The 25,520-nt window shown below is 73.8% G+C and carries 26 protein-coding genes; 20 read left to right on the top strand and 6 right to left on the bottom strand.

Annotated elements, in window-relative coordinates; genetic code table 11:
* The first annotated feature begins 89 nt into the window (after positions 1 to 89).
* The 9 genes from O7617_RS30070 to O7617_RS30030 all read left to right on the top strand — a co-directional run bounded on the left by O7617_RS30070 (position 90) and on the right by O7617_RS30030 (position 10,625).
* Positions 90 to 1,100 carry a Gfo/Idh/MocA family oxidoreductase gene (locus O7617_RS30070; RefSeq protein WP_282259765.1) on the top strand — a complete coding sequence of 337 codons (1,011 nt, stop codon included), beginning with the start codon at positions 90 to 92 and terminating at the stop codon, positions 1,098 to 1,100.
* Positions 1,093 to 2,181 (top strand): zinc-binding dehydrogenase, encoded by a 1,089-nt coding sequence (locus O7617_RS30065; protein ID WP_282259764.1) that lies wholly within the window; start codon positions 1,093 to 1,095, stop codon positions 2,179 to 2,181. The genes O7617_RS30070 and O7617_RS30065 overlap by 8 nt, the downstream gene beginning before the upstream one ends.
* A gap of 95 nt (positions 2,182 to 2,276) precedes the next feature.
* Positions 2,277 to 4,052 carry an ABC transporter ATP-binding protein gene (locus tag O7617_RS30060; protein WP_282259763.1) on the top strand — a complete coding sequence of 592 codons (1,776 nt, stop codon included), beginning with the start codon at positions 2,277 to 2,279 and terminating at the stop codon, positions 4,050 to 4,052.
* Positions 4,053 to 4,124: 72 nt separating this feature from the next.
* Entirely contained in the window at positions 4,125 to 6,416 is a 2,292-nt protein-coding gene (secA2, locus tag O7617_RS30055) for an accessory Sec system translocase SecA2 (RefSeq protein ID WP_282259762.1), read from the top strand.
* Positions 6,417 to 6,596: 180 nt separating this feature from the next.
* Positions 6,597 to 7,337, top strand: a complete 741-nt coding sequence (locus O7617_RS30050) for a GAF and ANTAR domain-containing protein (protein ID WP_282259761.1) — start codon at positions 6,597 to 6,599, stop codon at positions 7,335 to 7,337.
* Positions 7,338 to 7,568: 231 nt separating this feature from the next.
* Positions 7,569 to 8,066, top strand: coding sequence for a DUF2231 domain-containing protein (locus tag O7617_RS30045; RefSeq protein WP_282259760.1), 498 nt, complete (start codon positions 7,569 to 7,571; stop codon positions 8,064 to 8,066).
* A 160-nt stretch (positions 8,067 to 8,226) separates the two neighbouring features.
* Complete coding sequence (locus tag O7617_RS30040) at positions 8,227 to 8,421, top strand: helix-hairpin-helix domain-containing protein (RefSeq protein ID WP_282259759.1); 195 nt, start codon at positions 8,227 to 8,229, stop codon at positions 8,419 to 8,421.
* Between the two features lie 155 nt (positions 8,422 to 8,576).
* Positions 8,577 to 9,335: a class I SAM-dependent methyltransferase gene (locus tag O7617_RS30035; RefSeq protein ID WP_282259758.1), complete on the top strand. Its 759-nt coding sequence runs from the start codon at positions 8,577 to 8,579 to the stop codon at positions 9,333 to 9,335.
* A gap of 234 nt (positions 9,336 to 9,569) precedes the next feature.
* Entirely contained in the window at positions 9,570 to 10,625 is a 1,056-nt protein-coding gene (locus O7617_RS30030; protein WP_282257763.1) for an IS110 family transposase, read from the top strand.
* A gap of 255 nt (positions 10,626 to 10,880) precedes the next feature.
* On the opposite strand, the gene O7617_RS30025 is transcribed toward O7617_RS30030, so the two are convergent.
* Together O7617_RS30025 and O7617_RS30020 are read right to left on the bottom strand one after the other, a co-directional pair.
* A complete protein-coding gene (locus O7617_RS30025) occupies positions 10,881 to 11,828 on the bottom strand; it encodes a DUF3500 domain-containing protein (RefSeq protein WP_282259756.1) in 948 nt (315 codons plus the stop codon).
* Positions 11,829 to 11,860: 32 nt separating this feature from the next.
* Complete coding sequence (locus tag O7617_RS30020; RefSeq protein WP_282259755.1) at positions 11,861 to 12,253, bottom strand: ankyrin repeat domain-containing protein; 393 nt, start codon at positions 12,251 to 12,253, stop codon at positions 11,861 to 11,863.
* A gap of 60 nt (positions 12,254 to 12,313) precedes the next feature.
* Between O7617_RS30020 and O7617_RS30015 the strand changes: the two genes are divergently transcribed.
* From O7617_RS30015 to O7617_RS29975, 9 genes are all read left to right on the top strand, one after another.
* Positions 12,314 to 12,691 carry a signal peptidase I gene (locus tag O7617_RS30015; protein WP_282259754.1) on the top strand — a complete coding sequence of 126 codons (378 nt, stop codon included), beginning with the start codon at positions 12,314 to 12,316 and terminating at the stop codon, positions 12,689 to 12,691.
* Between the two features lie 111 nt (positions 12,692 to 12,802).
* Complete coding sequence (locus O7617_RS30010) at positions 12,803 to 13,258, top strand: cysteine dioxygenase family protein (protein WP_282259753.1); 456 nt, start codon at positions 12,803 to 12,805, stop codon at positions 13,256 to 13,258.
* 46 nt (positions 13,259 to 13,304) lie between these two features.
* A complete protein-coding gene (locus O7617_RS30005; RefSeq protein WP_282259752.1) occupies positions 13,305 to 13,790 on the top strand; it encodes a rhodanese-like domain-containing protein in 486 nt (161 codons plus the stop codon).
* Positions 13,791 to 13,840: 50 nt separating this feature from the next.
* Positions 13,841 to 14,392 (top strand): winged helix-turn-helix domain-containing protein, encoded by a 552-nt coding sequence (locus O7617_RS30000; protein WP_282259751.1) that lies wholly within the window; start codon positions 13,841 to 13,843, stop codon positions 14,390 to 14,392.
* Between the two features lie 246 nt (positions 14,393 to 14,638).
* Positions 14,639 to 15,247, top strand: coding sequence for a winged helix-turn-helix domain-containing protein (locus tag O7617_RS29995; RefSeq protein WP_282259750.1), 609 nt, complete (start codon positions 14,639 to 14,641; stop codon positions 15,245 to 15,247).
* Positions 15,248 to 15,340: 93 nt separating this feature from the next.
* Positions 15,341 to 15,991, top strand: coding sequence for a uridine kinase (locus O7617_RS29990; RefSeq protein WP_282259749.1), 651 nt, complete (start codon positions 15,341 to 15,343; stop codon positions 15,989 to 15,991).
* A gap of 161 nt (positions 15,992 to 16,152) precedes the next feature.
* Positions 16,153 to 16,551: a TraR/DksA C4-type zinc finger protein gene (locus tag O7617_RS29985; RefSeq protein WP_282259748.1), complete on the top strand. Its 399-nt coding sequence runs from the start codon at positions 16,153 to 16,155 to the stop codon at positions 16,549 to 16,551.
* Positions 16,552 to 16,599: 48 nt separating this feature from the next.
* Positions 16,600 to 17,472 (top strand): DUF72 domain-containing protein, encoded by an 873-nt coding sequence (locus O7617_RS29980; protein WP_282259747.1) that lies wholly within the window; start codon positions 16,600 to 16,602, stop codon positions 17,470 to 17,472.
* A gap of 290 nt (positions 17,473 to 17,762) precedes the next feature.
* Positions 17,763 to 18,191, top strand: coding sequence for a DUF2267 domain-containing protein (locus tag O7617_RS29975; protein WP_282259745.1), 429 nt, complete (start codon positions 17,763 to 17,765; stop codon positions 18,189 to 18,191).
* Positions 18,192 to 18,234: 43 nt separating this feature from the next.
* Here O7617_RS29975 and O7617_RS29970 read toward each other — a convergent pair whose 3' ends face one another.
* Complete coding sequence (locus O7617_RS29970; RefSeq protein ID WP_282259743.1) at positions 18,235 to 19,014, bottom strand: DUF72 domain-containing protein; 780 nt, start codon at positions 19,012 to 19,014, stop codon at positions 18,235 to 18,237.
* A 158-nt stretch (positions 19,015 to 19,172) separates the two neighbouring features.
* Between O7617_RS29970 and O7617_RS29965 the strand changes: the two genes are divergently transcribed.
* On the top strand, positions 19,173 to 19,478 hold the full coding sequence (locus O7617_RS29965; protein ID WP_282259741.1) for a hypothetical protein: 306 nt from the start codon (positions 19,173 to 19,175) through the stop codon (positions 19,476 to 19,478).
* A gap of 11 nt (positions 19,479 to 19,489) precedes the next feature.
* Positions 19,490 to 20,764 (top strand): cupin domain-containing protein, encoded by a 1,275-nt coding sequence (locus O7617_RS29960; protein WP_282259740.1) that lies wholly within the window; start codon positions 19,490 to 19,492, stop codon positions 20,762 to 20,764.
* Between the two features lie 299 nt (positions 20,765 to 21,063).
* Here the strand turns inward: O7617_RS29960 and O7617_RS29955 are convergent, their stop codons facing one another.
* Genes O7617_RS29955 through O7617_RS29945 form a run of 3 tightly spaced genes read right to left on the bottom strand, consistent with a single transcriptional unit; the run spans position 21,064 to position 25,518 of the window.
* Entirely contained in the window at positions 21,064 to 21,726 is a 663-nt protein-coding gene (locus tag O7617_RS29955; RefSeq protein WP_282259739.1) for a hypothetical protein, read from the bottom strand.
* Entirely contained in the window at positions 21,723 to 24,398 is a 2,676-nt protein-coding gene (locus tag O7617_RS29950; protein ID WP_282259738.1) for an FtsK/SpoIIIE domain-containing protein, read from the bottom strand. Before O7617_RS29950 ends, O7617_RS29955 begins: the two co-directional genes overlap by 4 nt.
* Positions 24,391 to 25,518 (bottom strand): hypothetical protein, encoded by a 1,128-nt coding sequence (locus O7617_RS29945; RefSeq protein ID WP_282259737.1) that lies wholly within the window; start codon positions 25,516 to 25,518, stop codon positions 24,391 to 24,393. Before O7617_RS29945 ends, O7617_RS29950 begins: the two co-directional genes overlap by 8 nt.
* Between the last annotated feature and the right edge of the window lie 2 nt (positions 25,519 to 25,520).

Raw genomic sequence — 25,520 nt, 5'->3', positions numbered from 1 at the left:
CAATGCGTTCCCGGGGGATGAACGTTTGATTGCGCACACCCCGGGGGACTGCTCCCATCGCACATGAAAGGTCTTCGAAGGGGTGTCGGATGCGTCACTGCCGGGTGGGTCTGGTCGGAGCCGGGGGAGTGGCACAACGCCACGCCCGCGTGCTGTCCGGCTTCGACGACGTCGAGCTGGTCGGGGTCACCGACGTCGCGCCGGAGGCGGCGTCCGCGCTGGCCACGCGGCACGGCGCGCGGGTCTGCGCCGACCTCGCCGAGCTGCTGGCCACCAGCCCCGACGCGGTGTACGTCTGCGTGCCGCCGTTCGCGCACGGCCCCGCCGAGGAGGCACTGGTCGAGGCCGGCGTGCCGATGTTCGTGGAGAAGCCCGTCGCGGTCGACCTGGGCACCGCCGAGCGGATCGCCGACCTGGTCGCGCGCCGGGGGCTGCGCACCGCCGTCGGCCACCACTGGCGTTACCTGAGCGTGCTCGACCAGGCCCGTGAGCTGCTCGCTGACCGTCCCGTCCGGATGGTCAGCGGCGCCTGGCTGGACAAGGTGCCCCCGGTCGCCTGGTGGTCGCGGCGGGACCGCTCCGGCGGCCCGGTGGTGGAACAGGCCGCCCACGTGCTGGACCTGGTCCGCGTGCTGGCCGACGAGGTCACCGAGGTCACCGCGTACGGCGACGGCACCCCTCCGCCGGTCGACGGCGCCGACGTCGACTCGGTGACCACCGCCGTGCTGCGCTTCGCCGACGGGGCGGTCGGCACGCTCAGCGCGGCGTGCGTGTTGGGCTGGAAGCACCGCGCCGGCCTGGAGATCCTCGCCGACGGGCTGGCCCTGGCCCTGACCGAGGACGGTCTGTCGATCCGCGACGCCGACGGCGAACGACACGTGCCGGCCGATCCGGAGGCCGCCCGGGTGGCGGTGGACCGCGCCTTCGTCGACGCCGTACGCGGCATCGGCGACGACGTCCGCGTCCCGTACGCCGAGGCGCTCGCGACCCAGCGACTGGCCCTCGCGGTGGCCGACTCGGCCCGCACCGGCACGACCGTACGACTCGCCACCCCGACCGCCCCGGCCGCGCTGCGCACGGGGGTGACCGTCGATGCGTGACCGGGTCGTGGTGGTCACCGGTCCCGGCCGGGTCGACCTCGTGGAGCAGGACGCCGCGCCGCTGCGCCCCGGCACGTTCCGGGTCGAGACGCTCTTCAGTGGCGTCTCCGCCGGCACCGAGCTGAGCTACGTCAAGGGCACCAACCCCTACCTGAACGTCACCTGGAACGCCGACCTGGGCCTGTTCCAGCCGGGCGCGGCGAGCACCCCGTACCCGGTGAACCGGCTCGGCTACATGCAGGTCGGCCGAGTGGTGGAGAGCGAGACCCCGGCCGTCGCGGTCGGCACGGTCGGTGCCATGACCTACGGGCACCGCACCGGCTGGCTGGCCGACCCGGTCGCGGAGCGGTTCGTGCCGCTGCCCGACGACCTGGACCCGCTGCTCGGCGTCTACGTCGCGCACATGGGCCCGATCTGCGCCAACGGCCTCCTGCACGCGGCGGCCGACCTGCACGGCGCCGACGTCCGCGCGCTCGGCGACGGGGTCCGCGGCCGTCGTGTCGCGGTGGTCGGCGCCGGTGTGGTGGCGCTGCTGACCGCACTGTTCGCCAGGCGGCACGGCGCCGCCTCGGTGGTGGTGCTGGACTCCACCCCGCACCGCCGCCACGCCGCCGAGGCGCTCGGCCTGGAAACCCTCGACCCCGACGCGGACGACCCGGCGGTGGTGCTCAAGACCCGCTGGGCGCACACCGCCGGTGACCGGGGCGCCGACGTGGTGTTCCAGTGCCGGGGGCAGGCGTGGGCGCTGCAGCTCGCCCTGCGGCTGCTGCGCCCCCAGGGCACCGTCATCGACCTCGCCTTCTACCAGGAGGGCGCGGACGCCGTCCGGCTCGGGGAGGAGTTCCACCACAACGGGCTGTCGCTGCGCTGTGCGCAGATCGGCCGGGTGCCGCGCGGGCTCGCCCCCACCTGGGACCGCGAACGGCTCTCCGCCGAGACCGTCGACCTGCTCCGCACGTACGGGGACGTGGTCCGCAAGCACCTCGTCTCGGCGGTGGTGCCGTTCGACGAGGCACCCACCCTGCTCACCGACCTGGCCGACCGTCGACGCCAGGAACTCCAGGTGGTGCTGGCCACCTGACCGCGCCCCGGGGCGGGGTGGCGACCGGCCCCCGGGAGCGCACGTCGGCCCGGACCCCGCCCGGGTGGGTGACGCGGCCGACTACCGTTCCCGGCATGAGCACCCCGAAGGACCGGCCGGTCGGCACCGCGCAAGACCGGCCGGTAGGCCTGGCCGCGCTGCTGCCGTACCTGCGTGAGCACACCGGCACCCTCGTCGTGGTGGGCGTGCTGTCGCTGCTCGGCGCGGCGACCTCGCTGGCGCAGCCGCTGCTCACCCGGTCGGTGCTCGACCGGATCGGCGCCGACCACCCCGTCTCCGCGCTCGTGACGGTGCTGGTCGTCCTCGTCGTGCTCAGCGCGGCGATCGGCGGGCTGCGCGACTACCTGCTGCAACGCACCGCCGAAGGACTCGTGCTCGGCACCCGGCGACGGCTCGCCGCCCACCTGCTGCGGCTGCCCATCGCCGAGTACGACAGCAGGCGTACCGGCGACCTGCTCTCCCGGGTCGGCTCGGACACCACCCTGCTGCGCGCGGTCGTCACCTCCGGGCTGTTCGAGACGGTCACCGGGGCGGTGACCGTGGTCGGCGCCGGCACCGCCATGGTGCTGCTCGACCCACTGCTCTTCGGCGTCACCCTGCTCGGGGTGGCGCTCGGGCTCGGTTTCGCGCTCACCTTCGTCCGCCGGGTGCGGGCGTTGGCCCGTGCCGCCCAGGAACGGATCGGCGAGATGACCTCCGCGGTGGAGCGGGCCATCTCGGCGGCCCGGACCATCCGGGCCAGCCGCGCCGAGGCCCGGGAGACGCAGACCGTCACCGGCAGCGCCCGGGAGGCGTACACGGCCGGGCTGCGGGTGGCCCGGGTGCAGTCGGTGGTCGGCCCGATCGGCTCGATCACCGTGCAGGGCGCGTTCCTCCTGGTGCTCGGCATCGGCGGGGCGCGGGTCGCCGCCGGGGCGATCTCGGTCGGCGACCTGGTCGCCTTCGTCATGTACCTGTTCCTGCTGGCGCTGCCGCTGGGCCAGGTGCTGCGGGCGTACACCCAGTTGCAGTCCGGTCTGGGCGCCCTGCACCGGATCGAGGAGATCCTCGCCGTACCCGCCGAGGGTGCGGCGGACCGGCCGGCGCCCGCCTCCGCGACGACCAGCCCGCGCCGACCCGCCCCGATGATCGAGTTCGACCGGGTCGCGTTCGGCTACCCGGGCGGTGAGCCGGTGCTGCACGACGTCAGCTTCACGGTGCCCACCGGTACGCGTACCGCCCTGGTCGGCCCCTCCGGCGCCGGTAAGTCCACCCTCCTGGCCCTGGTCGAGCGCTTCTACGAGGTCAGCACCGGTGCGGTCCGGCTGGACGGCACCGACGTGCGGGACCTGCCCCGCGACGCGCTGCGGGCCCGGCTCGGCTACGTCGAGCAGGAGGCCCCCGTGCTCGCCGGCACGCTGCGGGAGAACCTGTTGATCACCACCCCGGACGCCACCGACGACCGGTTGCACGAGGTCCTCGACGAGGTGAACCTCGCCCACCTGACGCACCGCACCGCCGAAGGGCTGGACGTCCAGGTGGGGGAGGGAGGGGTGCTCCTCTCCGGGGGTGAGCGGCAGCGGCTGGCCATCGCCCGCGCCCTGCTCGCCGGCCCGCCGGTGCTGCTGCTCGACGAGCCGACCAGCAATCTCGACTCGCGCAACGAGGCCGCGCTGCGCCGGGCCATCGACGCGGTGGCCGTACGCCGGACGCTGTTGATCGTGGCGCACCGGCTCGCCACCGTCGTCGACGCCGACCAGATCGTGGTCCTCGACGGCGGTCGGGTGGTCGCCGTCGGCACCCACGCCGAGCTGACCGCGACCGACCCCCTCTACCGTGAGCTGGCCGCCCACCAGCTACTGGTCGGCTGAGTCGTCTGATCCGGCCAACTTGTCGGCGGCCGGGCCGCGCATGGCGGCCCGAATCGCGTACCGTTGCCGCTCATGGGTGTGTCGCAACGGTTCAAGAGCAAGTTCCGGCGGTTCCTTCAGCGCCCCGGCTCGACCGTGGATCTTGCTCCGCTGGAGAAGCTGCTGCCGGCGATCGAGGCGCGCGCGGACGATCTCGCCGCGCTCGACGACGCCGAGCTGACCGAGGCCGCGGGTGCCGCGGTCGGTTACGAGGAGATCTGCGCGATCGGCCGCGAGGCCGCCCGCCGGGGCCTCGACCAGCGGCCGTACGACGTGCAGCTGCTCGGCGCGATGTCGCTGCTCTCCGGCAAGGTCGCCGAGATGGCCACCGGTGAGGGCAAGACACTCACCGCCACGATCGCCGCGTACGGGCACGTCCGACTCGGCAACGGCCCGGTGCACGTGCTCACCATCAACGACTACCTGGCCCGTCGCGACGCCCAGTGGATGGAGCCGGTCTACACCCTGCTCGGCCTCACCGTCGGCTGGGTCAACGAGGCGTCCTCACCGCAGGAGCGACGCGACGCGTACGCCTGCGACGTCACCTACGTCTCGGTCAGCGAGGCCGGCTTCGACTACCTGCGCGACCAGTTGGTCACCGACGTGGAGGACCGGGTGCAACCCCCGCTGACCACCGCGATCGTCGACGAAGCCGACTCCATCATGATCGACGAGGCGCGGGTGCCGATGGTCCTGGCCGGCTCGGTGCCGGGCGAGCAGGACCCGGTGCACGCCGCCGCCGCGCTGGTCCGCGGCCTGCGCAAGGGCAAGCACTACACGGTCGCCGAGGACGGGCGGAGCGTGGCGTTCACCTCCGCCGGCCTGGCCGCCGTCGAGGCCAAGCTCAGCATCGACCTCTACGACGAGGAGCACGTCGCGCAGCTCTCCGCGATCCACGTGGCGCTGCACGCCCACGCCCTGCTGCACCGTGACGTGGACTACATCGTCCGGGACGGCTCGGTCGAGCTGGTCGACGAGATGCGCGGCCGGGTTGCCCAGCGCCGCCGCTGGCCCGACGGCCTCCAGGCCGCGGTCGAGGCCAAGGAGGGCCTGGACGCCACCGCCGAGGGCGAGGTGCTGGGCACCATCGCCATGCAGGCGTACATCGCGCTCTACCCGAAGGTCTGCGGCATGACCGCCACCGCGGTGCACGTCGGCGACCAGCTGCGGGAGTTCTTCAACCTCGAGGTCGCGGTGATCCCGCCGAACACCCCGTGCATCCGTGAGGACGAGCCGGACCGCATCTACGCCACCCGGGCCGAGAAGGACGACGCGCTGATCGACGAGATCCAGCGCGCGCACGCCAAGGGGCGACCGGTGCTGGTCGGCACCCTGGACGTCAAGGAGTCCGAAGGGCTGGCCGCCGGCCTCAACGCCGCCGGTGTGCCGTGCGTCGTGCTGAACGCCAAGAACGACGACGAGGAAGCGGCGATCATCGCCGAGGCCGGCGCGTACGGCGCGGTGACCGTGTCCACCCAGATGGCCGGCCGGGGTGTCGACATCCGCCTCGGCGGCAGCGACCAGGCCGACCGGGAGCGGGTCGCCGAGCTGGGCGGGCTCTACGTGATCGGCAGCGGCCGACACGACAGCCGTCGGGTCGACGACCAGCTGCGCGGTCGGGCCGGCCGGCAGGGCGACCCCGGCGGGTCGGTCTTCTTCGTCAGCCTGGAGGACGACCTGGTCGTCCGGCACGCCGCCGACGCGGTGCCGCCCTCGCCGCGGATGAACGCCGACGGCCTGGTCACCGACGAGCAGGTCGACTACGCGGTGGAGCACGCCCAGCGGGTCGCCGAGGGCGTCAACCATGAGATCCACCGCAACACCTGGCGCTACAGCGTGGTGATCGAACAGCAGCGCAAGGCCCTCGCCGCTCGGCGCGAGCGGCTGCTGACCAGCGACGTCGCCGCGGTGATGCTGCTGGAGAAGGAGCCCGAGAAGGCCGGCGAGATGGACGAGGACCTGCTCGCCCGCGCGGCCCGCTCGATCGCGCTCTACCACCTGGACCGGCTCTGGGCCGAGCACCTGGCCGAGCTGTCGGAGGTCCGCGAGGGCGTGCACCTGCGCGCGCTGGGCCGCCTCGACCCGCTGGACGAGTTCCACCGGGCCGCCGTGCCGGCCTTCAACGACCTGGTCCCGGAGATCGAGGCCCGCACCATCGCCACCTTCAACGAGACCGATTTCGATGAGGACTGGCAGGCCGACGACGGCACCCTCGTCCGGCCCACCGCCACTTGGACGTACCTGGTGCACGACAACCCGTTCGGCTCCGAGCTGGACCGGCTGATCGCCTCCATCGGGCGTCGACTCAGCGGAGCCTCCCGCTGACGTAGGCCCTCGGGGCCTCCTGCCATGTGCCTAGGCTCGGCAGGGGGCCCCGTTTACGTCGTTTCGACCCGGGTTTCCGAGGGTAGTAGGGCTGGTCGGTCAAGTCGGGAGAGAGCAGACGATGACACAGGTGACGACGCCCGGCGGGCAGAAGCGGACGTGCACGGAGGCTGCGATCCGGTGAACCTCGACACGCGGGAGCCGGTGGTGCAGACCCTCGGCGTCCTGGAAACCGCCGCGCTGTTACGGGAGCTGACCGCAGGTCTGATCGCCCTGACCGACTTCGACGACGCGCTCCTGGCACTGGTCCGGGTCACCCGGGACGCTGTGGCCGGTGTGCGCTGGTGCGGCTTCACCGCCCTCCGCGCCGGCGAACCGGCCGGCGTGGCCGCCTCCGACGAGCGGCTCGCCGGGCTGGACGACCTGCGACACGGGCCGGACTCCCCGGCGATGAGCGCCATCCAACGCCGCGAGATGGTCCTCGCCGCCGACCTGACCGCCGAGCCCCGCTGGCCGGTCTGGACGGCGCGCGCCCGCGACCTCGGCGTACGCGGGGTGATCTCCGCGCCGGTGGACATCGACGACCAGGTCATCGGTGCGATCAACCTCTACGCCGCCTCGCCGGACCTGCTCACCCCGCAACACCAGCTGACCGCGATGCTGCTCGCCGAACACGCCGGCCTGCTGCTGGCCGCTGTCCGCGACCGTAGCCGGCAACTCGTCCTCGCCGACGAACGCGACGCCACGCTCCTGCACGACGGTGTGGTGGGCCAGGCCGTCGGCGTGATCATGACGCAGCGCGGGTGCCCACCGGCCGAAGCCCTCGACGTGCTGCGTACCGCCGCGACCTCGCTCGACATCCCGCTGCGCGAGGTGGCCGAACGCCTGGTCCACACGGTCTCCCGCCCCCGCGACGCCTGACCACCCATCCACCCAGTCCGCTCGCGCTCCTCGCCTCCATGATCGACTCGGGTTCCTTGAAGGCGTGGTATCCGAGGCATTGCGACGGCCCGGTTTCCTGAAACGCGAGTTGATCAGGGCGTGCGGTGTCCGTTCGTCCGGTCAGCGGCGAGTCGGGCGGGATCGTTTCGCCGCGAGCGGGCTCGGGTAGCACTCTGGTCAGGTGAGCTGCGCCGACCCGGGGGAGGACCGATGCAGAGCCGACTGCGGGTGCAGGGGCATCCGATCCAACCGATGCTGGTGACGTTCCCGCTCGGGTTGTTCGTCAGCGCCACCGTCTTCGACCTCACCGACGTCGTCGGTGGGCCGGCGTTCCTGGGCGAGGTGGGCTACTGGACGGGTGTCGCGGCCCTCGTCGCCGCGGCGCTGACCGCGGTGGCGGGCATGGTCGACCTGTGGGACGTACCGGGGGACCACACCCGCCGCACCGCGATCGCCTTCAACCTGGTGAACGCGGTGATGGCCGGCATGTTCCTGCTCACCTGCCTGGTCCGGTCCCAGTCACCGGATCGAGGGGCGTCAGCCGCGATCCTGGCGACCGAGTTGGTCGCACTGGCGATCGGCGGGGTCGGTGTGCACCTGGGTGCCCGCCTCATGCGTCACTTCGACGCCGGCCGGGCCGAGGCCGGCGGGCTGGAGGCGCTCGCCGTCTCCACCGGCGAAATCCGCCGCCCCTGGCCCAGCCGCTGACCGGGCCGGGCGGCTTCCGGCCGGGCGCGTAGTCGAGCCGCTGACCCGACCCCGGCGGCTTCCGGTCAGGCGCCCAGCCCGGCCGCTGACCGACCAGGTCGGTCCGGCGGCGCGCGTGAACGGGACGCCGCCTGGGTGGCTGGCCGGTTTACCATCACGGATGACCTCGTCTCTGGACACGCTCCCCACGATCGGTGCACCCGCCACCCGTGCCCTGCACGGCGCCGGCTACACCACACTGCGTCAGCTCGTCGACGTCCCCCGGGCCGACCTGGCCAGACTGCACGGCATGGGTCCGAAGGCGCTGCGCATCCTCCAGGCCGCCCTCGAAGAACACCAGCTCAGCCTCGGCTGAGACCTGCCGCTGCCCGGGGTGAGCCGGTCGCGCACCTCGGGGACCGGTCGCCGGGCGGCGCGAGCGGTGCGCGCGGCCGTCGTGGCACGACAGCCTCACGGGCGCGGCGGCAAATGGCTTGCCGGTCGGGGTGTCCGACCGCGAGGCTGGCCGCCATGGATGCCGAGCGTGACGCCGAGGAACTGATCGCGGAGGCCGCAGCCGCCCCGGTCGACGGGTGGGGCTTCGACTGGCTGGTCGGTCGGGCCGCCGAGGAGCGTCCACCATGGGGGTACGCGCGGATGGTCGCCGAGCGGATGGCCCGGGCCACCAGCGCGCTGGACGTGGACACCGGCGGTGGGGAGGTGCTCGCCGAGGTGCCCCAGCCCCCGGAGCTGCTGACGGCCACCGAAGGATGGCCGCCGAACGTCGAGGTCGCCCGACGGACCCTGCGACGGGTCGGCGCTACGGTGGTGGCCGTCGACCCGGACGCGCCGTTGCCCTTCCGCGACGCCTCCTTCGACCTGGTGGTCAGCCGGCATCCGGTACACACCGACTGGGCGCAGACGGCGCGGGTGCTGCGAGCGGGCGGGACGTTCCTCTCCCAGCAGATCGGGCCGGGCACCATGCGGGAGTTGAGCGAGGCGATCCTCGGCCCGCTGCCGCCTCCGGCCACGCGGCACCCCGAGCAGGCGGTCGGCGCCGCCGAGGCGGCCGGTCTGCGGGTGGTCGACCTGCGCCGGGCGACCCTGCGGGCGGAGTTCTTCGACGTCGGCGCGGTGGTCTGGTTCCTGCGCAAGGTGATCTGGACGGTGCCCGGGTTCACGGTCGAGCGCTACCGCGACCGGCTACGCGAACTCCACCGCCGCATCGTCGACGACGGCCCCTTCGTGGCCCACGCCGAGCGCTTCCTCATCGAGGCCACCCGCCCCTGACAGTGAGGATGTAGGAGCGGATCACCCGGCTGGTCTGACTCAGCCTCTGACTGACGTTGGCGTCTTCTAGCGGATTCGTCGGCCTGTCCGGGTGACCCGTTCCTGCACTCACCTGCGGGGCGTTCGTGACCTGATAGGAGCCTGTGCAAGAGGTCCCATCACTGTCCTGTCCGCCCGTCCCGGCGGTGCGTGCCGACCCTGTTCGGTGCAAGCGAGAGGGACGACGGTTTCAGCATGGCAGCCAGGAAGCGTCAGGTCACAGGCGGAGTCGATACCCACGGCAAGACTCATCACGCGGCGGCGGTTGATCAGGCCGGCCGGATTCTGGGTGATCAGGAGTTCCCGGCTACCACCGCCGGCTACCAGCTCCTGCTGGCCTGGCTGCGGGGGTTCGGTGCGGTGGTGAAGGTAGGCGTGGAAGGCACCGGCACCTACGGCGCCGGACTTGCCCGCTTCCTCACCGCTCGTGGCATCGCCCTGGTCGAGGTCGACCGCCCCGATCGGCGGGCCCGCCGCGCCAAAGGTAAGTCCGACCCCTTGGACGCGCTCGCCGCTGCCCGCGCGGCCCTGTCCGGGCAGGCCAACGGCACACCCAAGACCCGCACCGGCCCCGTCGAAGCCATCCGCGCCCTGCGGGTCGCCCGACGCGGAGCGGTCAAGGCCCGCACCGCTGCCCTCAACCAGCTGCACGGGCTGATCGCCTCCGCGCCCGACACGCTGCGCCAAGAACTCAACGGTCCGGCAACGACACTCGTCAACCGATGCGCCGCACTGCCCGTCAACGAGACCCGGCTCACCGACCCTGTGGAAGCCACCAAGGCGGCCCTGGCCGTGATCGCCACCCGGATCCAGACCCTGACCACCGAGATCAACCAGGCCGATCGCCGGCTACGACCCGTCGTCGCCCGCACCGCCCCACACCTGAGCGCCGTCTATGGCGTCGGCCCCGACGTCGCCGGACAGCTCCTGACCACCGCCGGCGACAACCCCGACCGGCTGCGTTCCGACGCCGCCCTGGCCCACCTCTGCGGAGCCGCACCCATCCCCGCCAGCAGCGGACGCACCGATCGGCACCGCCTCAACCGCGGCGGCGATAGAGCCGCCAACTCAGCCCTGCACACCATCGCCCTGGTCCGCATGCGCTACGACCCCCGCACCCGCGCCTACGTCGACAAACGCACCAAACAAGGACTCAACAAAAAAGAGATCATGCGCTGCCTCAAGCGCTACATCGTCCGCGAGGTCCACACCGCCCTCCTCGCCGACTTCACCGCCCTCAACACCCCTTGACTTCTATAGGAGCATCCGGCTCGGCACCCGCGGGCGCGATGATCGACTCCATCTCGGCGAGACGGGGGTGTCCGGGCAGGCGGGAGGCCGCCACATCGGCGATCTGACGTCGATCACCGCGGGCGGCGCCCGCCCCGGGCGCAGGCAGGGCCGGGAGCGCCGTCGGGCGGGCAGGTGGGCGCGGCGCCGGACCGGGCGAGCCCGGCCCCCCGGGCGGGCACGTCGGCGCGGCGCCGGGCCGGGCGGGCGCCGGTCCTAGTGGTGGGTTCGGTGGTGCCCGGCCAGGACGTCGGCGCCGAAGTCGCTGGCGGGGCGGCGCAGCACGGTGTGCGCGTGGTTGCCGTCGGGGCTGGTGTTGTCGTACTCGATCAGCAGGTCGTCGCCCTGCACCCGGTAGTAGTGCCGCTGCCCGGAGCGGGCGGGGCCGGCCCAGGCGAAGTGCAGCGGGCCCGCGGCCAGCCGAGTCGCCTCCCGGATGGCCAGCTCGGGCGGCAGCCGGTCCAGGTAGAGCGCGACCACCTGGTCGAGCAGCGCGCGGCCGGTAGGCCCCAACCGGTCCGCCGGTACGCCGAGTGGCTCCAGTGGTGCGTCGACCCGCCCTCGGGTGGCGCTGATGATGTCCGCCGGGGCGTCGTCGGCGATGATCGCGGCGGCCCGTTCGGCGGGGCCGAGCGCGTCGAGCAGCGCCAGGGCGAGATCCTCCTCGACGCCGAGCGGCCGGGAGACCGGACGGCCGGCGTAGCGCACCGCCGCCGGGTTGGCGCCGAAGAAGATCGGGGCGGGGGAGACCTGGTCGTCGACCACCGTCATGGTCACCGACAGGTGGTGCCCTTCGAACCGCCAGGCCCAGCGGTCGTCGCGCGCCGGGTCGCCGAACACGGCGACCCAGTAGTCGGCGCTGTGCCGGCCGCGCCGCCAGTCCTCGGCCCGGTCCAGCACCTCCTCCAGGGCGATGATCGCCATCGCCTGCGCGTACGCCGAGGGGCTGAGCGCGGTGGCCAGCAGCCGGTGGGCGGCCTTGCGCCCGGCGACGTCCATCGCGACGAGGCTGACGCCGGGCCGGGGTCGGGGCCGGTACTCCAGCCAGCGTCGGGCGGTTTCGTCGTCGAACGGGTGCACGGCTTCGTCGCGGGCGGCGGGGTCGAGCGCGGCCAGCAGCGTGGTGCAGGCGGCCCGCATCTGCTCGGGCAGAGGATCTTCCACCGACCCTGTATACCGGCACGTCGGGCCCGGTGTCAGCCGGCGCGCAGCAGCTCCGTCATCTCCGGCAGGTCGAAGAACTGCGCGGTCTCCAACGCCGACGGGTTGCCGTGTGCCGGGTCGGCCCCGGCGGCGAGGAGCGCGCGGACCGCGTCCGTGCTGCTGCGGAAGACCGCCGCGGCCAGCGCCGTCTGACCCCGGTCGTTGGCCCGGGAGTGGTCGGCGCCGCGGCTGAGCAGGGCGGCCACCGTGTCCGGGTGGGCGTGGTACGCGGCCAGGATCAGCAGCGTGTCGCCCTTGTCGTTGGTGAGGTTGACCGGCAGGCCGGCGTCGAGCTGCGCGGCCAGCTCCTCGGTGGAGCCGGCGCGGGCCAGGTCGAACATCCGGTGGGCGAACGCCAGTGTCTCGGCGTCGAGGTCGTCGGTCACCCCTTCAGGCTACGGCGTGCCCTGGTAGGTTGCTCGGCCGGCGAGCTGGGGGAGGGTCCGATGGCTGAGACGGTGTACGTGGGCAACGCGGGTGTCGACGGTGCCACCGACGCCGGCTGGCTGCTCGGGCACTTCGTGCCGCCGGGGGAGATCCGGCACAGCACCGACGTCGAGGTGAAGTGGGGTGTGCATCCGGCCGGGCAGGCCCGGTCGCGGTGGGCGACGGGGGAGCGGCGTACCACTCTGCTCGTGCTCGTCGAGGGTCGTTTCCGGGTGGAGTTGCCCGACCGCACGGTACGGCTGGCGGTGCCGGGCGACTACGTGGTGTGGGCGCGGGGGGTGGACCATTCCTGGTTCGCCGAGTGCGCCTCGGTGGTGTTGACGGTGCGGTGGCCCTCGCTGCCCGGCTACCGGGTGGACCCGCCGGTGCTGCGCTGACCGACCGGGACGTCGACCGGCGTCCCAGTGGGTGGAATTACCTACTAAACCTATAGGCTTTGCCGTCTAGAGTACGAGGGCACCCCGCCGAACGACCCGCGAGGAACCGCCATGACGCACCACCGTCCGGAGTCCGACCTGCTCACCGTCGCCGCCCGGTGGGCCGACCCGGCCGGCTGGCCGGTCGCGCTGCGGTTCGATCCCGCCGAACGCTGGTACTCCCGCCTCGCCGTCACCGACGAGCACGAGGTGTGGGCGCTGAGCTGGCTTCCTGGCCAGGGCACCGACCTGCACGACCACGGCGGCTCCGCCGGGGCGTTCCGGGTGGTCGGCGGCACCCTCACCGAGGAGACGGTCAGCGCCGGTCGGTTGTGCCCACGGCTGCTGCCCGCCGACGCCGGTCGCCGCTTCGGGCCCCGACACGTGCACCGGGTGACCAACCAGGGTCAGGATCCGGCGGTCAGCGTGCACGTCTACCGGCCGGCGCTGCTGCGGATGACCCGCTACGACCTCGTGGACGGCCGGCTGCGGGTCGCCGAGGTCGCCGAGGCCGGCACGTCCTGGTGAGCGCAGCGAGTCACGACCAACCCCCTGTCACTGGAAGGAACCGACAATGCAGGTGACCGCCGAGCACTGTCCGGTACCCGTGCCGCCCGCCGGCTCCCGCGGCATCGACGAGATCCTGGCCGCCGCGCGGGCCCGGCTCCGTCGGCTCGACCCGGAGCGGGCCCACCTGGCGTACCGGGCCGGCGCTCTGCTGGTCGACATCCGACCCGCCGTGCAGCGGGCCGCGCACGGCGTGGTGCCCGGCTCGCTCACCGTCGAGCGCAACGTGCTGGAGTGGCGCTTCGACCCGCGCTGCCCGGCCCGACTGCCGGAGGCCGTCGACTACGACGTGCCGGTGCTGATCCTCTGCCAGGAGGGCTACACGTCGTCCCTGGCCGCCGCCGCCCTGCAGGACGTCGGCCTGCACCGGGCCACCGACGTGATCGGTGGTTTCGCGGCGTGGCGGATCGCCGGGCTGCCGGCCCTCGGCCCGACCCCGCTGCACACCTCTCCACTCGCGTCCCCCGTGAACACCGGGTGGGCGCGCCGCTGACCGTCACGCCGCACCAGGCGTGGCGGGCGTACCGCCATTCAGGAGGCATCATGTCCGTCGTCGCCATCCCCACGCGCCGCCACCCGGGAACGCGTCCGACCCGTCCACGCACCGCCCCGACCCTCACCATCACCCTCGACCTCGTCCCCGGGCCGCTGAGCCCCCGGCTGGCCCGGCTGGTCCAGCTCCTCGGTGAGCTGGCCGAGTCCGGGGAGGGTCGGCTGCGTACCGTCGAGGATCTCGCGCCCGGGCCGCGGCCGGCCCCGAGCTTCGTCGGCGGCGGCGAGCCGACCGCCGCCGCGCCCCACGTCCGCATCCTGGCCGGCGCGCGGGTGGTCCGCCAGGGTGACCGGGTCGTCCCGCTGACCCGCATCGAGTACGAGCTGCTGCTGTTCCTGGCCGAGCGGCCGCGCCGGGTCTTCACCCGCCTGCAACTGCTGTCCAGCGTCTGGGGGTACGAGCACGCGGTGGCCCGGACCGTTGACGTGCACGTCCGTCGGCTACGCGCCAAGCTGGTCGGCTCGGAGGTGGTGACCACCGTCTACGGGGTCGGTTATCGGCTGGCCGACGAGGCGCCGATCAGCGTGGACCACACCCGGTAAGCCCTGGTCGGGTGGCCTGCGACCACCTCGGTGAACCGGGCGGGGACCCCCGTATCGGGGCATCTCGGCGGCTCTGCTGTAATCATCAAGCTCGTACGCAGAGCGAGCACCCGGCTCCAATGTGTTCGTCAATTGTCACATTCATGCAACGCAGCCGCCTCTTGACCCTTGCCCGGGCGCCGGGAAGCATCGATGAAGCGGCGTCCCGGGCCGTGGGGAGATACCCGGACCAGCCCAAGGAGGACCATGTCGGTCAGCCCCGCCTCGTCGCGCGCCGGATGGCACACGTCGCAACCCGCGGTGCCCGGTCGACCGCCCGGCGGCCAGCGTCGCCCGGCGAACACCGCGACGCCTGTGCTCACCGTGACGTTGTCCATCCCGCTGGCCTGTGAGGAGTCGCTGACCCCGGCGGCACGTCGCCTGCTGGAGGCCGCCCGCGAGATGCTGGAACGAGGCGAGGGCGTGATCGTCGGTTCGGTGCCGACCGAACGCCGCCCCGACCAGGCGCCCGCCAACAACCGGGCGCCGACCCGGGCGATCAGCCCGACCATCCCCGCCCTGCACATCCTCGCCTCGTCCCGCTCGGTGCTGCGCGACGACGAGCCGTTGCCGCTGACCCGGCTGGAGTTCGACCTGCTGCTGCACCTGGTCGCCCATCCGCGCCGGGTGTTCACCCGACTGCAACTGCTCAACGCCGTCTGGGGCTACGAGCACGCGGGCGTGCGCACCGTCGACGTGCACGTGCGTCGACTGCGCGGCAAGGTCGGCGTGGACGTGCCGTTGGTGACCACCGTCTACGGCGTCGGCTACCGGCTGGCCGACGACGCCCGGGTGACGATCGACCGCACCGGCTGACCCAGTTCGGCGACCCAGCAGCCGACGCGGCACGGACGAGGCCGCGAACGAGGCGTTCGACGCCGCCCGCCGGACGCCAGGCAGGATGGTCCGGTGCGCATCCGTCCCATCTCGCCCGGCCGGCTCGTCACCGAGCTGACCGGCCGGCTGGCCGACGCCGCGACCGCCGACGGCGCGACCGCGCGGCTGCGGGTGGCGATCGACGGCGCGCCCGCCGCCGGTCCGGACGAGCTGGCCGCCGCGCTCGTCGACCCGTTACGCGCCCAGGGACGTCCGGTGCTGCACGTCCGGGCGGGCGACTTCCTCCGCCCCGCGTCGCTGCGCTTCGAACTGGGCCGCACCAACCCGGACTCCTTCTACGAGAGCTGGGTGGACGAGGCCGGACTGCGTCGGGAGGTGCTCGACCCGGCCGGCCCGGGTGGCACCGGCCGGGTGCTCCCGTCGCTGTGGGACGCCGACGCCGACCGGGCCAGCCGGGCCCGCTACGTCGACCTGCCACCCGGGGGCGTCGTCCTGGTCAGCGGACCGCTGCTGCTCGGCGGCGGGCTGCCGTTCGACGTCACCGTCCACCTGGAGGTGTCCCCGGCGGCGCTGCGTCGGCGTACCGACCCTGCCCTGGCGTGGGCCCTGCCGGCGTTCGACAGGTACGCCGAGGAGGTCGTCCCGGCGAGCTTCGCCGACGTGGTGGTACGCGTCGACGACCCCCGGCACCCCGCTCTCGTGGAGCCCGGCGGCGACGCCTGACGACCGCGAGAATTCGTCGGTTTGCCCCGCCGGTCCGGCGGGTACTCGCCCGGCTCACAGAGCGGGTGATCGCCCGCGTACCGACTGCGACCGTGACCGGGGCTCGACGCCGCCGGCACCCGGTTCACCGTGAGCCACAGGCTTAGGAAAGGCAGGCAGCGATGCTCGTCCACGACACGGTCGACACGAACCGTTCCCAGCAGGAGATCGACCAGATCCGGAACTCACTCCAGGCGCGCTACGACGAGCTGACCGCCGAGTACGACCAGGCCGTGCTCCAGAGCCAGGTGCTGCGGCTGGTCGAGGTCGGCGACACCGCCGGCGACGACCAGGCCGACAGCGGCACCAAGACGGCCGAGCGGGACACCGCGCAGTCGCTGTTGCGCACCATCCTGGACCGCCGCGCCCAGTACGAGCACGCGCTCGCCCGGCTCGCCGAGGGCACCTACGGCTGGTGCGAGGGCTGCTCCGCGGCCATCCCGGTCGAGCGGTTGGAGATCTTCCCGTCGGCCACCACCTGTGTGACCTGCAAGCAGACCCGCGAACGGCGGGCGGCCTGAACGACGCCAGCGGTTGCCGGTCGGTCCGCGACGCGATGGACTCGAACCATGGGTGACATCCTCGTGGGCACCGCGTCCTGGACCGACCGCACGCTGCTGGACTCGGGCTGGTATCCGCAGACCGCGGACGACCCGGAGAAACGCCTGGCCTACTACGCGCGGCAGTTCCCGCTGGTCGAAGTGGACGCCACCTACTACTCGCCGCCCGCCGAGGCGACCGCGCGACTGTGGGCCGACCGTACCCCGGCCGGGTTCACCTTCAACATCAAGGTGTTCAGCCTGCTGACCGGGCACCCCACCCGGGTCAGCGCCCTCTACAAGGACCTCCGCCCGGAGACCGACAAGAAGAACGTCTACCCCGACGACCTGCCCGCGCAGTCGTACGAGGAGGTCTGGACGCGCTTCCTGTCCGCGCTGGACCCCCTCGTCGAGGCGGGCAAGCTGGGCGCGTTGCTGTTCCAGTTCCCGCCCTGGTTCACCATCAAGCGGGCCAACAAGCAGTACCTGCTGGAGGTGGCGAAGCGTTGCGCGCCGCTGCGACCGGTCTACGAGTTCCGGCACGCCTCCTGGTTCGACGGTGACAACGCCGACGAGACGCTGGCCTTCCTGCGTGAGCATCGACTCCCGTACGTCTGCGTGGACATGCCGCAGGGCCACCGCTCGTCGCTGCCGCCGGTGTTGGCCGCCACCGCGGACCTCGCTGTCATGCGCTTCCACGGGCACAGCGACAAGTGGACCAGCAAGGACATCCACGAGAAGTTCGGCTACCACTACTCCAAGCGGGAGTTGGCCGACTGGGCGCCGAAGCTGCGGGAGTTGGCCGACGAGGCCGGTCAGACCCATGTGTTGATGAACAACTGCTACCGCGACTACGCGCAGACCAACGCCAAGACCCTCGCCGGGCTCCTCGACGCGAGTTGACCTCACCCGATCGGGGTGAGGTCGGCTCACCCCGGGCACCGGCAGTGTGGACGCGGTGGGCTCGGCCGCCCGGAGGGTGGTCGACGCCGCAGACGACACGGAGGTGACGGGGATGGCGGTTCGAGTGGTGACGGATCGGCGGCGCGGTGCCGTCCTACACGTGGTCGGCGCAGCCGACGACACCCGGCGCGCACCGCAGGGCAGCCCGGTGCGGGCCCGTCGTGGCCCGGTGGGGCCGCCACGGCGCGCCGACTACCGACGGTGGGACACCTCGGAACGGGGGTCGACCGATGGCTGACTCGATGATCTCGGCGTTCGAGTCCTCGCTGGACAAGACGAACCTCATCCTCAAGGACATCGAGGACGCCTACGGATGGCCGAAGGACCGGCGCAACCAGTCGTACGCGGCCCTGCGCACGGTGCTGCACCTGCTGCGCGACCGGTTGCCGGTGGACGAGAGCGTCGAGTTCGCCCAGCAGTTGCCGGTGCTGGTGCGGGGCATCTACTTCGACGGGTGGGTGCCGTCCGACGTGCCGATCAAGCTCAACCGGGAGGACTTCCTCTACGAGGTCCGGCAGGGCTTCCCGTACGACGCCGAGGGTGGTCCGGAGCGGGTGACGCAGGTGGTGCTGGACACGCTGCGCCGACACGTCACCCAGGGCGAGTGGCAGGACGTGAAGGAGACCATGCCGAAGGATCTCGCGGTGCTTCTGCCGTGACGGCGCGACACCGCCGAGCCCGCCCGACCGCGGTCGGGCGGGCTCAGTCGTCAGCGGACGCCGGGGCGGCGGAAGACGGCACCCGGGTCACCTGGTGCCCGGCCCGGCGGGCCAGCGCCGCGAACGTGCCGGCATCCGCGACGGCCGCGCCACCCGGATCGTTGTTGAAGTAGACGTACGCGGGCTCGTCCGCGCCGAAGGCGTCGGCCAGCCGACCCACCCAGGACCGCAGCGCGGCGTGACCGTAGTGCGGCCAAGGCCGGGCCCGCCCCTCGTGCAACCGCAGGTAGCCGAAGTCGGTGGTGCGCCAGCGCGGCGCGACCGGGCGTCCCAGCCGGTCCGCCCACACCAACGCCGCCCGACGCCGTTCCAGCACCGACCGGGTGGCGTCGGTCCACCAGGAGGGGTGACGGGGCTCGACCGCGACCCGGACCTCAGCCGGAAACAGTCGCAGTGTCGCGTCGAGCGCGTCGACGTCCGCCCGCAGGTTCGGTGGCAGCTGCACCAGCACCGGGCCGAGGCGGTCACCCAGCGCGGTCGCCCGCCCGAGGAACCGGGCCACCGGCTCGGCCGGATCGCGCAGCCGTTTGATGTGGGTGAGGTAGCGGCTCATCTTCACCGCCACGCAGAAGTCCGCGGGCGTCCGCTCCCGCCACGCGGCGAAGGTGTCCCGCTCCGGTAACCGGTAGAACGCGTTGTTGACCTCGACGGTGGCGAAGCCGGCCGCGAAGTGCTCCAGCCAGAGTCGCTGCGGCAGCCGCTGCGGGTAGAAGCGGCCCCGCCAGTCGCGGTACTGCCAGCCGGACGTGCCCACCAGGATCACCGCCTCATCCTGACACTCTCCGCCGCCGCCCGCGAACTGCCCGTGTCGCCCCGATTCGGCGTCTACGGTGAGGGTTAGAGAAGATCGCGCGTGGGGTACCACCCGCAGTACGACGGACCCCGGCGGATGGCGGGGGCGGCACACCCGAGGGAGCACCGATGGCACTCAACGATGACGACATGCAGACCATGGGCGGCGGCGGCGCGGAGGGCCCGGCCGACGGTGGTGCCACCCCGGGTCAGCACGACGGTGGCGCGGACGGCAGCGCGGAGGGCCCCGCCGACGGCGGTGCCACCCCGGGTCAGCACGACGGTGGCGCGGACGGCAGCGCGGAGGGCCCCGCCGACGGCGGTGCCACCCCGGGCCAGCAGGACGGCGGTGCCGACGGTGGCGCGGAGGGCCCCGCCGACGGCGGTGCGACGCCGGGTCGGCAGGACGGTGGCGCCGACGGCAGCGCCCGGTAGCGGCGTACACCATGACGCACTTCGACCCGCCGGACGGCCACGGCCGTCCGGCGGTTCCGTCTGCCGAGGCCGCCGCGGCGCTGGCCCGCTGCGTGTCCGTCGAACCGGCCAAGTTCGCCGCCGCGCACTGGGGACACACGCCGCTGCTGTCCCGCGCCGCCGAGTTGCCCGACCCGGCCGGCTTCACCGACCTGCTCAGCCCCGCCGACGCCGACGAGCTGCTGAGCCGGCGCGGTCTGCGTACCCCCTTCCTGCGCGTCGCCAAGGACGGCCAGTTGGTCGCCCCCGCGCGCTGGACCGGTGGCGGCGGCGCGGGGGCCGAGATCGGCGACCAGGTGCTCGACGAGCGGGTCCTGGAGCAGTACGCCTCCGGCGCGACACTGGTGTTGCAGGGTCTGCACCGGATCTGGCCGCCGCTCGTCGACTTCGCCCGCGACCTGGGCCTCGCGCTCAACCAGCCGCTTCAGGTCAACGCCTACCTCACACCGGCGGGCAGTCAGGGGTTCGCCACCCACTACGACACCCACGACGTGTTCGTCCTGCAGGTCGACGGTCGCAAACACTGGCGGATCCACCCGCCGGTGCTGCCCGACCCGCTGGAGAAGCAGCCGTGGGGTGGCCGTGCCGACGAGGTCGGCGCCACCGCGCAGGGCCCCGCCGCGCTGGACGTGGTGCTCGCCCCCGGCGACGCCCTCTACCTGCCTCGGGGCTGGTTGCACAGCGCGCAGGCGCAGGAGGCGAGTTCGCTGCACCTGACCGTGGGCATCCGCGCGCTCACTCGCTACGCCCTGGTCGAGGAGCTGTTGGCGCTGGCCTCCGAGGACCAGCGGCTGCGGGCCAGCCTGCCGTTCGGCACCGACGTCGCCGACCCGGACGCCATCGAGCCGGAGCTGACCGAGACGGTGGAGGCGCTGCGGGACTGGCTGCTGCGCGCCGACCCCGCCGCGGTCGCCGCCCGGCTGCGGCAGCGCGCCTGGCCGGCCGCCCGTCCGGCACCGATCCGACCGCTCGCCCAGGCCGACGCGCTGGCCACTCTGGACGCCGACACCCGGGTCACAGTGCGGCCGGGCCTGCGCTGGCAGTTGGCGCCGCATGACGCGGACACGGTGGCGCTGCGGCTGTTCGACCGCACGATCACCCTGCCGGCGACCTGCGAGCCGGCCGCCCGTGCCCTGCTGACCGGCACGGTCACCCGGGTCGGTGACCTGCCCGGTCTGCCCGACGACGCCGACCGGGTCACCCTGGCCCGCCGACTGCTCCGCGAGGCCGTCCTGGTACCGGCCTGAGCGTCCCGCCGACCGACGCGGCCGGTCGGTTCCGCCGGTCGGTTCCGCCGGTCGGTTCCGCCGGTCGGTCCGCCGGTCGGCGCGGCCCGGTCGGTCCCGCCGGTCGAAGCCTGAAGGGTGATCGACTCGGCTTTCGTGAACCCGCGGTGTCCGGGCGGTCGGGATGGCCCGGTTTCCGGGAAGCCGAGTCGATCACCGCGGGGATCGCCCGGTTTCCCGGAAGCCGAGTCGATCACCGATCGGCGGGGCAGGGTGACCGGTGCGGGCGGCGCGCCGCCGGGGCCGCAGCGCCCGGCGGGTCAGCGGCCGAGCACGAGCAGCAGCACCGTCGTGATCACCCCGGCGCCGAGGACCACGGTGATCGGCCGTGGCCCGAGCGTCGCGTGCCGGCGGTCGGCCAGCACCCGTGCCGGTACGAGACCGATCAGCGGTCCGAGCAGTGTCACCACCAGCGCCAGCACCGGCATCCCGACCGCCAGGTCACCGCCGTACCCGACGCCGAGCGCCCGGGCGCCGGCCCCCAGCGCGTACGCCAGCACGGCACCGGCGACCCCGCAGAGCGCCAGCAGCGGGTTGACCGAACCGGGCAGCTCACCGGGCTGCCCGACCCGGTCGATCAGGTCCCGGGCCCGCCCGAGCAGGAGCACGGGGTCGGTGGCCGAGATGCCGTCAGCCGGTGCGGGCGGGCCGCCGAGACGGCGGGCACCGAGGCGGGTGCGGGCCTGCTGCCACAGGTGCGCCACCTCGGCGTCAACGCGTTCCTGCTGCTCACGGGCGGCGACCAGCTCCTCCTCGGCGTCCTGGAGCTGCTCGGCGGCCTCGGCGACGGCCCGCTCGGCAGCAGCGCACTGCCGCTCGTACCAGGTGTGTGCCTCGTCGCGCTGCTCGGCCACCCGGGCGGTCAGCTCGGCCAACCGCCGTAGCTGCGCCGTGTACGTCTCACTGGTCACCGGTTCGTTCATCTCGACGGTCCGTAGGGGATGATCACTTGGCCGGTGCGGTGGACCGCGCGGTCGAAGAAGAGGCCCCGCCAGGGGCGGGGATACCAGTCCGGGCCACCGGTGCCCGGGTAGAGCGAGGACCCGAGGTCGCCGCCGTGGGTGTCCAGGGCCACCCACGCGCCGATCTGATCGGTGCGGGCGCCGGCCCCACCCAGGTCGGCGCGCATCCGGGCCACGCCCCGCCACCAGGCCAGCACATGCGTCCGTCGTTCCGGCCCGTCGTGCAGGATCCGGCGCAGGTGCTCCAACCCGGTGCGCCGACCCGCCCGGGCGGCCAGCGCGCCGGCCGCCGCGTCGACCGCGAACAACAGCAGGTAGTGCGCGCCGGCCGGGGCGGTCAACCCGTCGGCCGTCTCGGCCATCAGCTCGCCGACGGTCTCCTCGTCGTACCAGGCGGCGTCGTCGGCCAGGTCGCCGTAGAGCGCCCGGGCGATCGGGTCGGCGTCCGGGTCGAGGCAGGCGATGGAGAACCGGGCGGTGCCCGGCGGGTGCTGCCGGGCCAGCGACCGGGCCGCGGCGTCCAGCACCGCGCACGCCTCGTCGACGCGGGTGCCGAGCACCGCGAGGTTGCGCCCCGGCGCGCGGGGCAGCCGCAGCGCCGCCGAGCGGGACTGCACGTCGATGATCTCGCCGAGCAGCGCCACCGGGTTGCGTGGCGCGGTGCCGTCCGGGGGCGCGGCGAGCGCCCGGAAGTCCGGGGCGTCCGCCAGCCGGGGGATCGCGTCGCCGTCGAAGAGCCGGGCGGGGGCCGCGTCGGCGGCGCGCATCCGCCACAGCCGGTGCTGCAACCCGCTCCACGTCTCCCAGTCGCTGGCCGACGGGATCCGGGCGACCTCGTTGCCCTCCACCATGCCCGACTCGGCGTTGACCACCGCGTGCCAGCGGGGCAGCGACTGGGCCGCGTCGTTGCGCTCGGCGAGGATCCGCAGCGCCTTGGGCAGCGCGATGCGCAGGGTGAACTGGGCGACCAGCGCCGGGCGACCCCACAACGCCTCGATGCCCCGCACGTCCTGCGAGGCGAGCACCAGGTGGATGCCCTGCGACCGGCCGCGCCGGGCCAGGTCCTCCAGCAGGTCGGCGGCTTCCCGGGCCACCACGTCCCGGCCGGCCAGCAGCATCTGGAACTCGTCGACCACCGCCACGATCCGCGGCCAGTGCCCGGTCGGGTCGACCGTCCGCAGCTCGGCCAGCTTGGTCACCTCGTGCTTCTTCGCCGCGTCGGCCCGTCGGCGCAGTTCCTCGGTGAGGAACCGCAGCAGCGCCAACCCGAACTCCCGGTCGGTGTTGACGTTGATGCCGACCAGGCGCATGTGTGGCAGCCAGCTCGGGTCGCGCCGACCCTGCGCGAACCGCGCGAAGGACACCCCCTCCTTGAAGTCCAGCAGATAGAACTCCAGCTCGGCGGGGGAGTAGCGGGAGGCCAGCGCACCGATCCACGCGAAGATCAGATTCGTCTTGCCGGTGCCGGACGGCCCACCGATCAGCGCGTGCGGCGGGTAGTCGCCCAGGGTGAGGCGGACCGGTCGGCCCTGTGACCCCTCGCCGATCGGCGCGGTCAGCCCGTCGGCGGAACTCTCCCGCCACATCAGCTCCGGTGCGGGTAGCAGGTCCCCGAACGGCGTCGGTGGGGGGCCGGCGTTCACCCGGGCGGCGATCTCCCGGCAGGTCTCGGTGACCAGCGGCGCCGGTGGCGGCGGGTCGAGGCGTACCGGCAGCCCGGCCGACCCGCCGATGCGCGCGCCGGACACCTCGGCCACCACCCGGGTCACCGTCGGGTCCTGCGGCAACGGCACGCCGTGTACCACGAGGTGCACCCCGCAGGCGGCGCCCGCGCGTACCACCCGGTCCAGTTGCCCACGCTCGTGCCGGTTCAGGTCGTCACCACCGAGCAACACCGCCACCCGCCACGGTTCGGGTCGCCGTCCGGTGGCCGCGGCCAGCTCACGCAGGGAGGCGTACTCACCGGCGAGCACCGTCTCGTTGATCCGGCGGATCTGCTCCACCAGGTCGTCCAGGAGCGGGCCCAGACCACCGGGGCCCACGAAGGTGAGCAGCCCCGCCGTGCCCAGCGGGGAGAACCCGGCCAGGCCGCCGCCGAGCTGCTCCGGGTCGTACCCGATCGGTCGTACCGCGCCCGGGTCGGCGCGGCCGACGGCCCGCAGCAGCAACGCGGACACCACCGCGTCGCAACCGGCGCGGTCGTCACCGGAGAGGTGGACGTGCCCGGCGTCGAGCAGCGGCACCAGCGCGGGCACCGGCTCGACGCCGTCGATCTGGACCGTGCCGACCCGTAGCGCGCCCGGTGGCTCCGCCCGCCGGGCGGGCGTCGGCGCCCACCCCGCCCAGTCGGCCCCCGCGCAGCCCGGGGCCTCCTGCCGGGCGGCGTCGGCGGCCCGGCGGGCCAGCTCGGCGATCCGGGTGGAGAAGCGGGCGTCGATCTCGGCGACGCGGCGGTCCCGCTGGGCGCCCACCCGCGCCGGTACGGCCGCCGCCGCCCGCTGGACCCGGGTGAACCGTTCCCGCCCGGCGGTCAGCTCGGCCTGCGCGGCGGACAGTCGGGTACGGGTGGCGCCCAGTGCCTCGGCGAGGGTGTCCCGGACCCGGCCGGCCAACTGGCCGCGCCGGTCAGCCATCGGAGCCCCGTCGGACCGGCGCGTCCCGCCAGGGGCTTCCCGAGCGGGGCGGCAGCCCACCGGAGGGCTGCCCACCGGCGGTGCCCGGCCGCGCGGCGACACCGTCGGGGCGTGCGCCCCCACCCGCCGAGCGCCCCGCCGCCGTTCGGCCGGAACCCGCCGGCTGCCGCGCGTCGGCCGGTCGGCCCGTACCCGCCGGCTGCCGCGCGTCGGTCGGTCGGCCCGCACCCGGCGACTGGCCTCCGTCAGCGGCCCGGCCCGCGCCCGACGGCTGCCGCGCGTCGCCCGAGGGGAGGTCCCGACCGAGGCGGGCGAGCAGCAGCGCGGTCGCCACGCCGGCGGTGACCGCGGAGTCGGCGGCATGCGGCGGCTCCCCGGAGGCACGCGGCGGCGGCATCCGACAGACCCGGGTCAGCAACGTCTCCAGCACCGGCGGCGGCAGCCCGGGCAGCAGGTCGCGGACGCGTCCGTCCAGCTCACCGCGCAGCCGTCCGAGGTCGGTGGCGCGGGGCGGGTGCCCGAGCAGTTCACCGGCCAGCTCGCGCAGCAGCGGTGGCGCGAGCGCCGCCATGCCCAGGCCGACGTCGGCCGGGGCCCGACGCAGCTCCGTGCGGAGCCGGTCCCGGTCGCCGGAGCGGACGCCGCCCACCACCCGGCGCAGCAACTCCTGGGAGTCGTCCAACCGCTCGTCGGGTTCGTCGTCGGCGCCGACGCGTCCACCGGTCAGCTCGGTCACCCGCACGGACCACCAGCGGCGCATCCGAGCCTGCTCGGTCGGCTCCGGAGCCACGGTGGTGGGTCCCGACTCCGGTGGCGCGTCGTGTCGGGGCGCGCGTTGCTCGGGGCGGGGCGCCGGGCCGCCGTCCGCGGCGAGACCGATCGCGGCCAGGTACGCCGACAGCTGCTCCTGGGCCACCCGCAGCGCGTAACCGGCGCTCTCGGCGTGTTCGGTGGCGGCGCTCAGCTCGGGCACCCCCATCGGGTCGGCGGACTCCTGACGGACCCACCGCAGTCGCTCCGCGGCCAGGCCGAACTTCTCCAGTGCCTGCCCGAGCAGGGCCAGCGGGAACTCCTCGCTGGCGGCACGGACCTGCCCACCGACGTCCTCGATGATGGACATGA

It is taken from the genome of Micromonospora sp. WMMD1155, from assembly GCF_029581275.1.
In the GTDB taxonomy this organism is placed as follows: domain Bacteria; phylum Actinomycetota; class Actinomycetes; order Mycobacteriales; family Micromonosporaceae; genus Micromonospora.
This window is presented reverse-complemented; position numbering and strand designations above follow the sequence as displayed.

What these genes read in the sequence shown, in the direction of transcription:
- O7617_RS30010 (WP_282259753.1), top strand. Translation starts at nt 12,803, where the DNA reads ATGACGCACCACCGTCCGGAGTCCGACCTGCTCACCGTCGCCGCCCGG.
- secA2 (WP_282259762.1), top strand. Translation starts at nt 4,125, where the DNA reads ATGGGTGTGTCGCAACGGTTCAAGAGCAAGTTCCGGCGGTTCCTTCAG.
- O7617_RS30015 (WP_282259754.1), top strand. Translation starts at nt 12,314, where the DNA reads ATGGCTGAGACGGTGTACGTGGGCAACGCGGGTGTCGACGGTGCCACC.
- O7617_RS29950 (WP_282259738.1), bottom strand. Translation starts at nt 24,398, where the DNA reads ATGGCTGACCGGCGCGGCCAGTTGGCCGGCCGGGTCCGGGACACCCTC.
- O7617_RS30070 (WP_282259765.1), top strand. Translation starts at nt 90, where the DNA reads ATGCGTCACTGCCGGGTGGGTCTGGTCGGAGCCGGGGGAGTGGCACAA.
- O7617_RS30065 (WP_282259764.1), top strand. Translation starts at nt 1,093, where the DNA reads ATGCGTGACCGGGTCGTGGTGGTCACCGGTCCCGGCCGGGTCGACCTC.
- O7617_RS29975 (WP_282259745.1), top strand. Translation starts at nt 17,763, where the DNA reads ATGGCTGACTCGATGATCTCGGCGTTCGAGTCCTCGCTGGACAAGACG.
- O7617_RS30045 (WP_282259760.1), top strand. Translation starts at nt 7,569, where the DNA reads ATGCAGAGCCGACTGCGGGTGCAGGGGCATCCGATCCAACCGATGCTG.
- O7617_RS30030 (WP_282257763.1), top strand. Translation starts at nt 9,570, where the DNA reads ATGGCAGCCAGGAAGCGTCAGGTCACAGGCGGAGTCGATACCCACGGC.
- O7617_RS30005 (WP_282259752.1), top strand. Translation starts at nt 13,305, where the DNA reads ATGCAGGTGACCGCCGAGCACTGTCCGGTACCCGTGCCGCCCGCCGGC.
- O7617_RS29985 (WP_282259748.1), top strand. Translation starts at nt 16,153, where the DNA reads ATGCTCGTCCACGACACGGTCGACACGAACCGTTCCCAGCAGGAGATC.
- O7617_RS30000 (WP_282259751.1), top strand. Translation starts at nt 13,841, where the DNA reads ATGTCCGTCGTCGCCATCCCCACGCGCCGCCACCCGGGAACGCGTCCG.
- O7617_RS29995 (WP_282259750.1), top strand. Translation starts at nt 14,639, where the DNA reads ATGTCGGTCAGCCCCGCCTCGTCGCGCGCCGGATGGCACACGTCGCAA.
- O7617_RS29960 (WP_282259740.1), top strand. Translation starts at nt 19,490, where the DNA reads ATGACGCACTTCGACCCGCCGGACGGCCACGGCCGTCCGGCGGTTCCG.
- O7617_RS30060 (WP_282259763.1), top strand. Translation starts at nt 2,277, where the DNA reads ATGAGCACCCCGAAGGACCGGCCGGTCGGCACCGCGCAAGACCGGCCG.
- O7617_RS29965 (WP_282259741.1), top strand. Translation starts at nt 19,173, where the DNA reads ATGGCACTCAACGATGACGACATGCAGACCATGGGCGGCGGCGGCGCG.
- O7617_RS30035 (WP_282259758.1), top strand. Translation starts at nt 8,577, where the DNA reads ATGGATGCCGAGCGTGACGCCGAGGAACTGATCGCGGAGGCCGCAGCC.
- O7617_RS29955 (WP_282259739.1), bottom strand. Translation starts at nt 21,726, where the DNA reads ATGAACGAACCGGTGACCAGTGAGACGTACACGGCGCAGCTACGGCGG.
- O7617_RS29945 (WP_282259737.1), bottom strand. Translation starts at nt 25,518, where the DNA reads ATGTCCATCATCGAGGACGTCGGTGGGCAGGTCCGTGCCGCCAGCGAG.
- O7617_RS29980 (WP_282259747.1), top strand. Translation starts at nt 16,600, where the DNA reads ATGGGTGACATCCTCGTGGGCACCGCGTCCTGGACCGACCGCACGCTG.
- O7617_RS30040 (WP_282259759.1), top strand. Translation starts at nt 8,227, where the DNA reads ATGACCTCGTCTCTGGACACGCTCCCCACGATCGGTGCACCCGCCACC.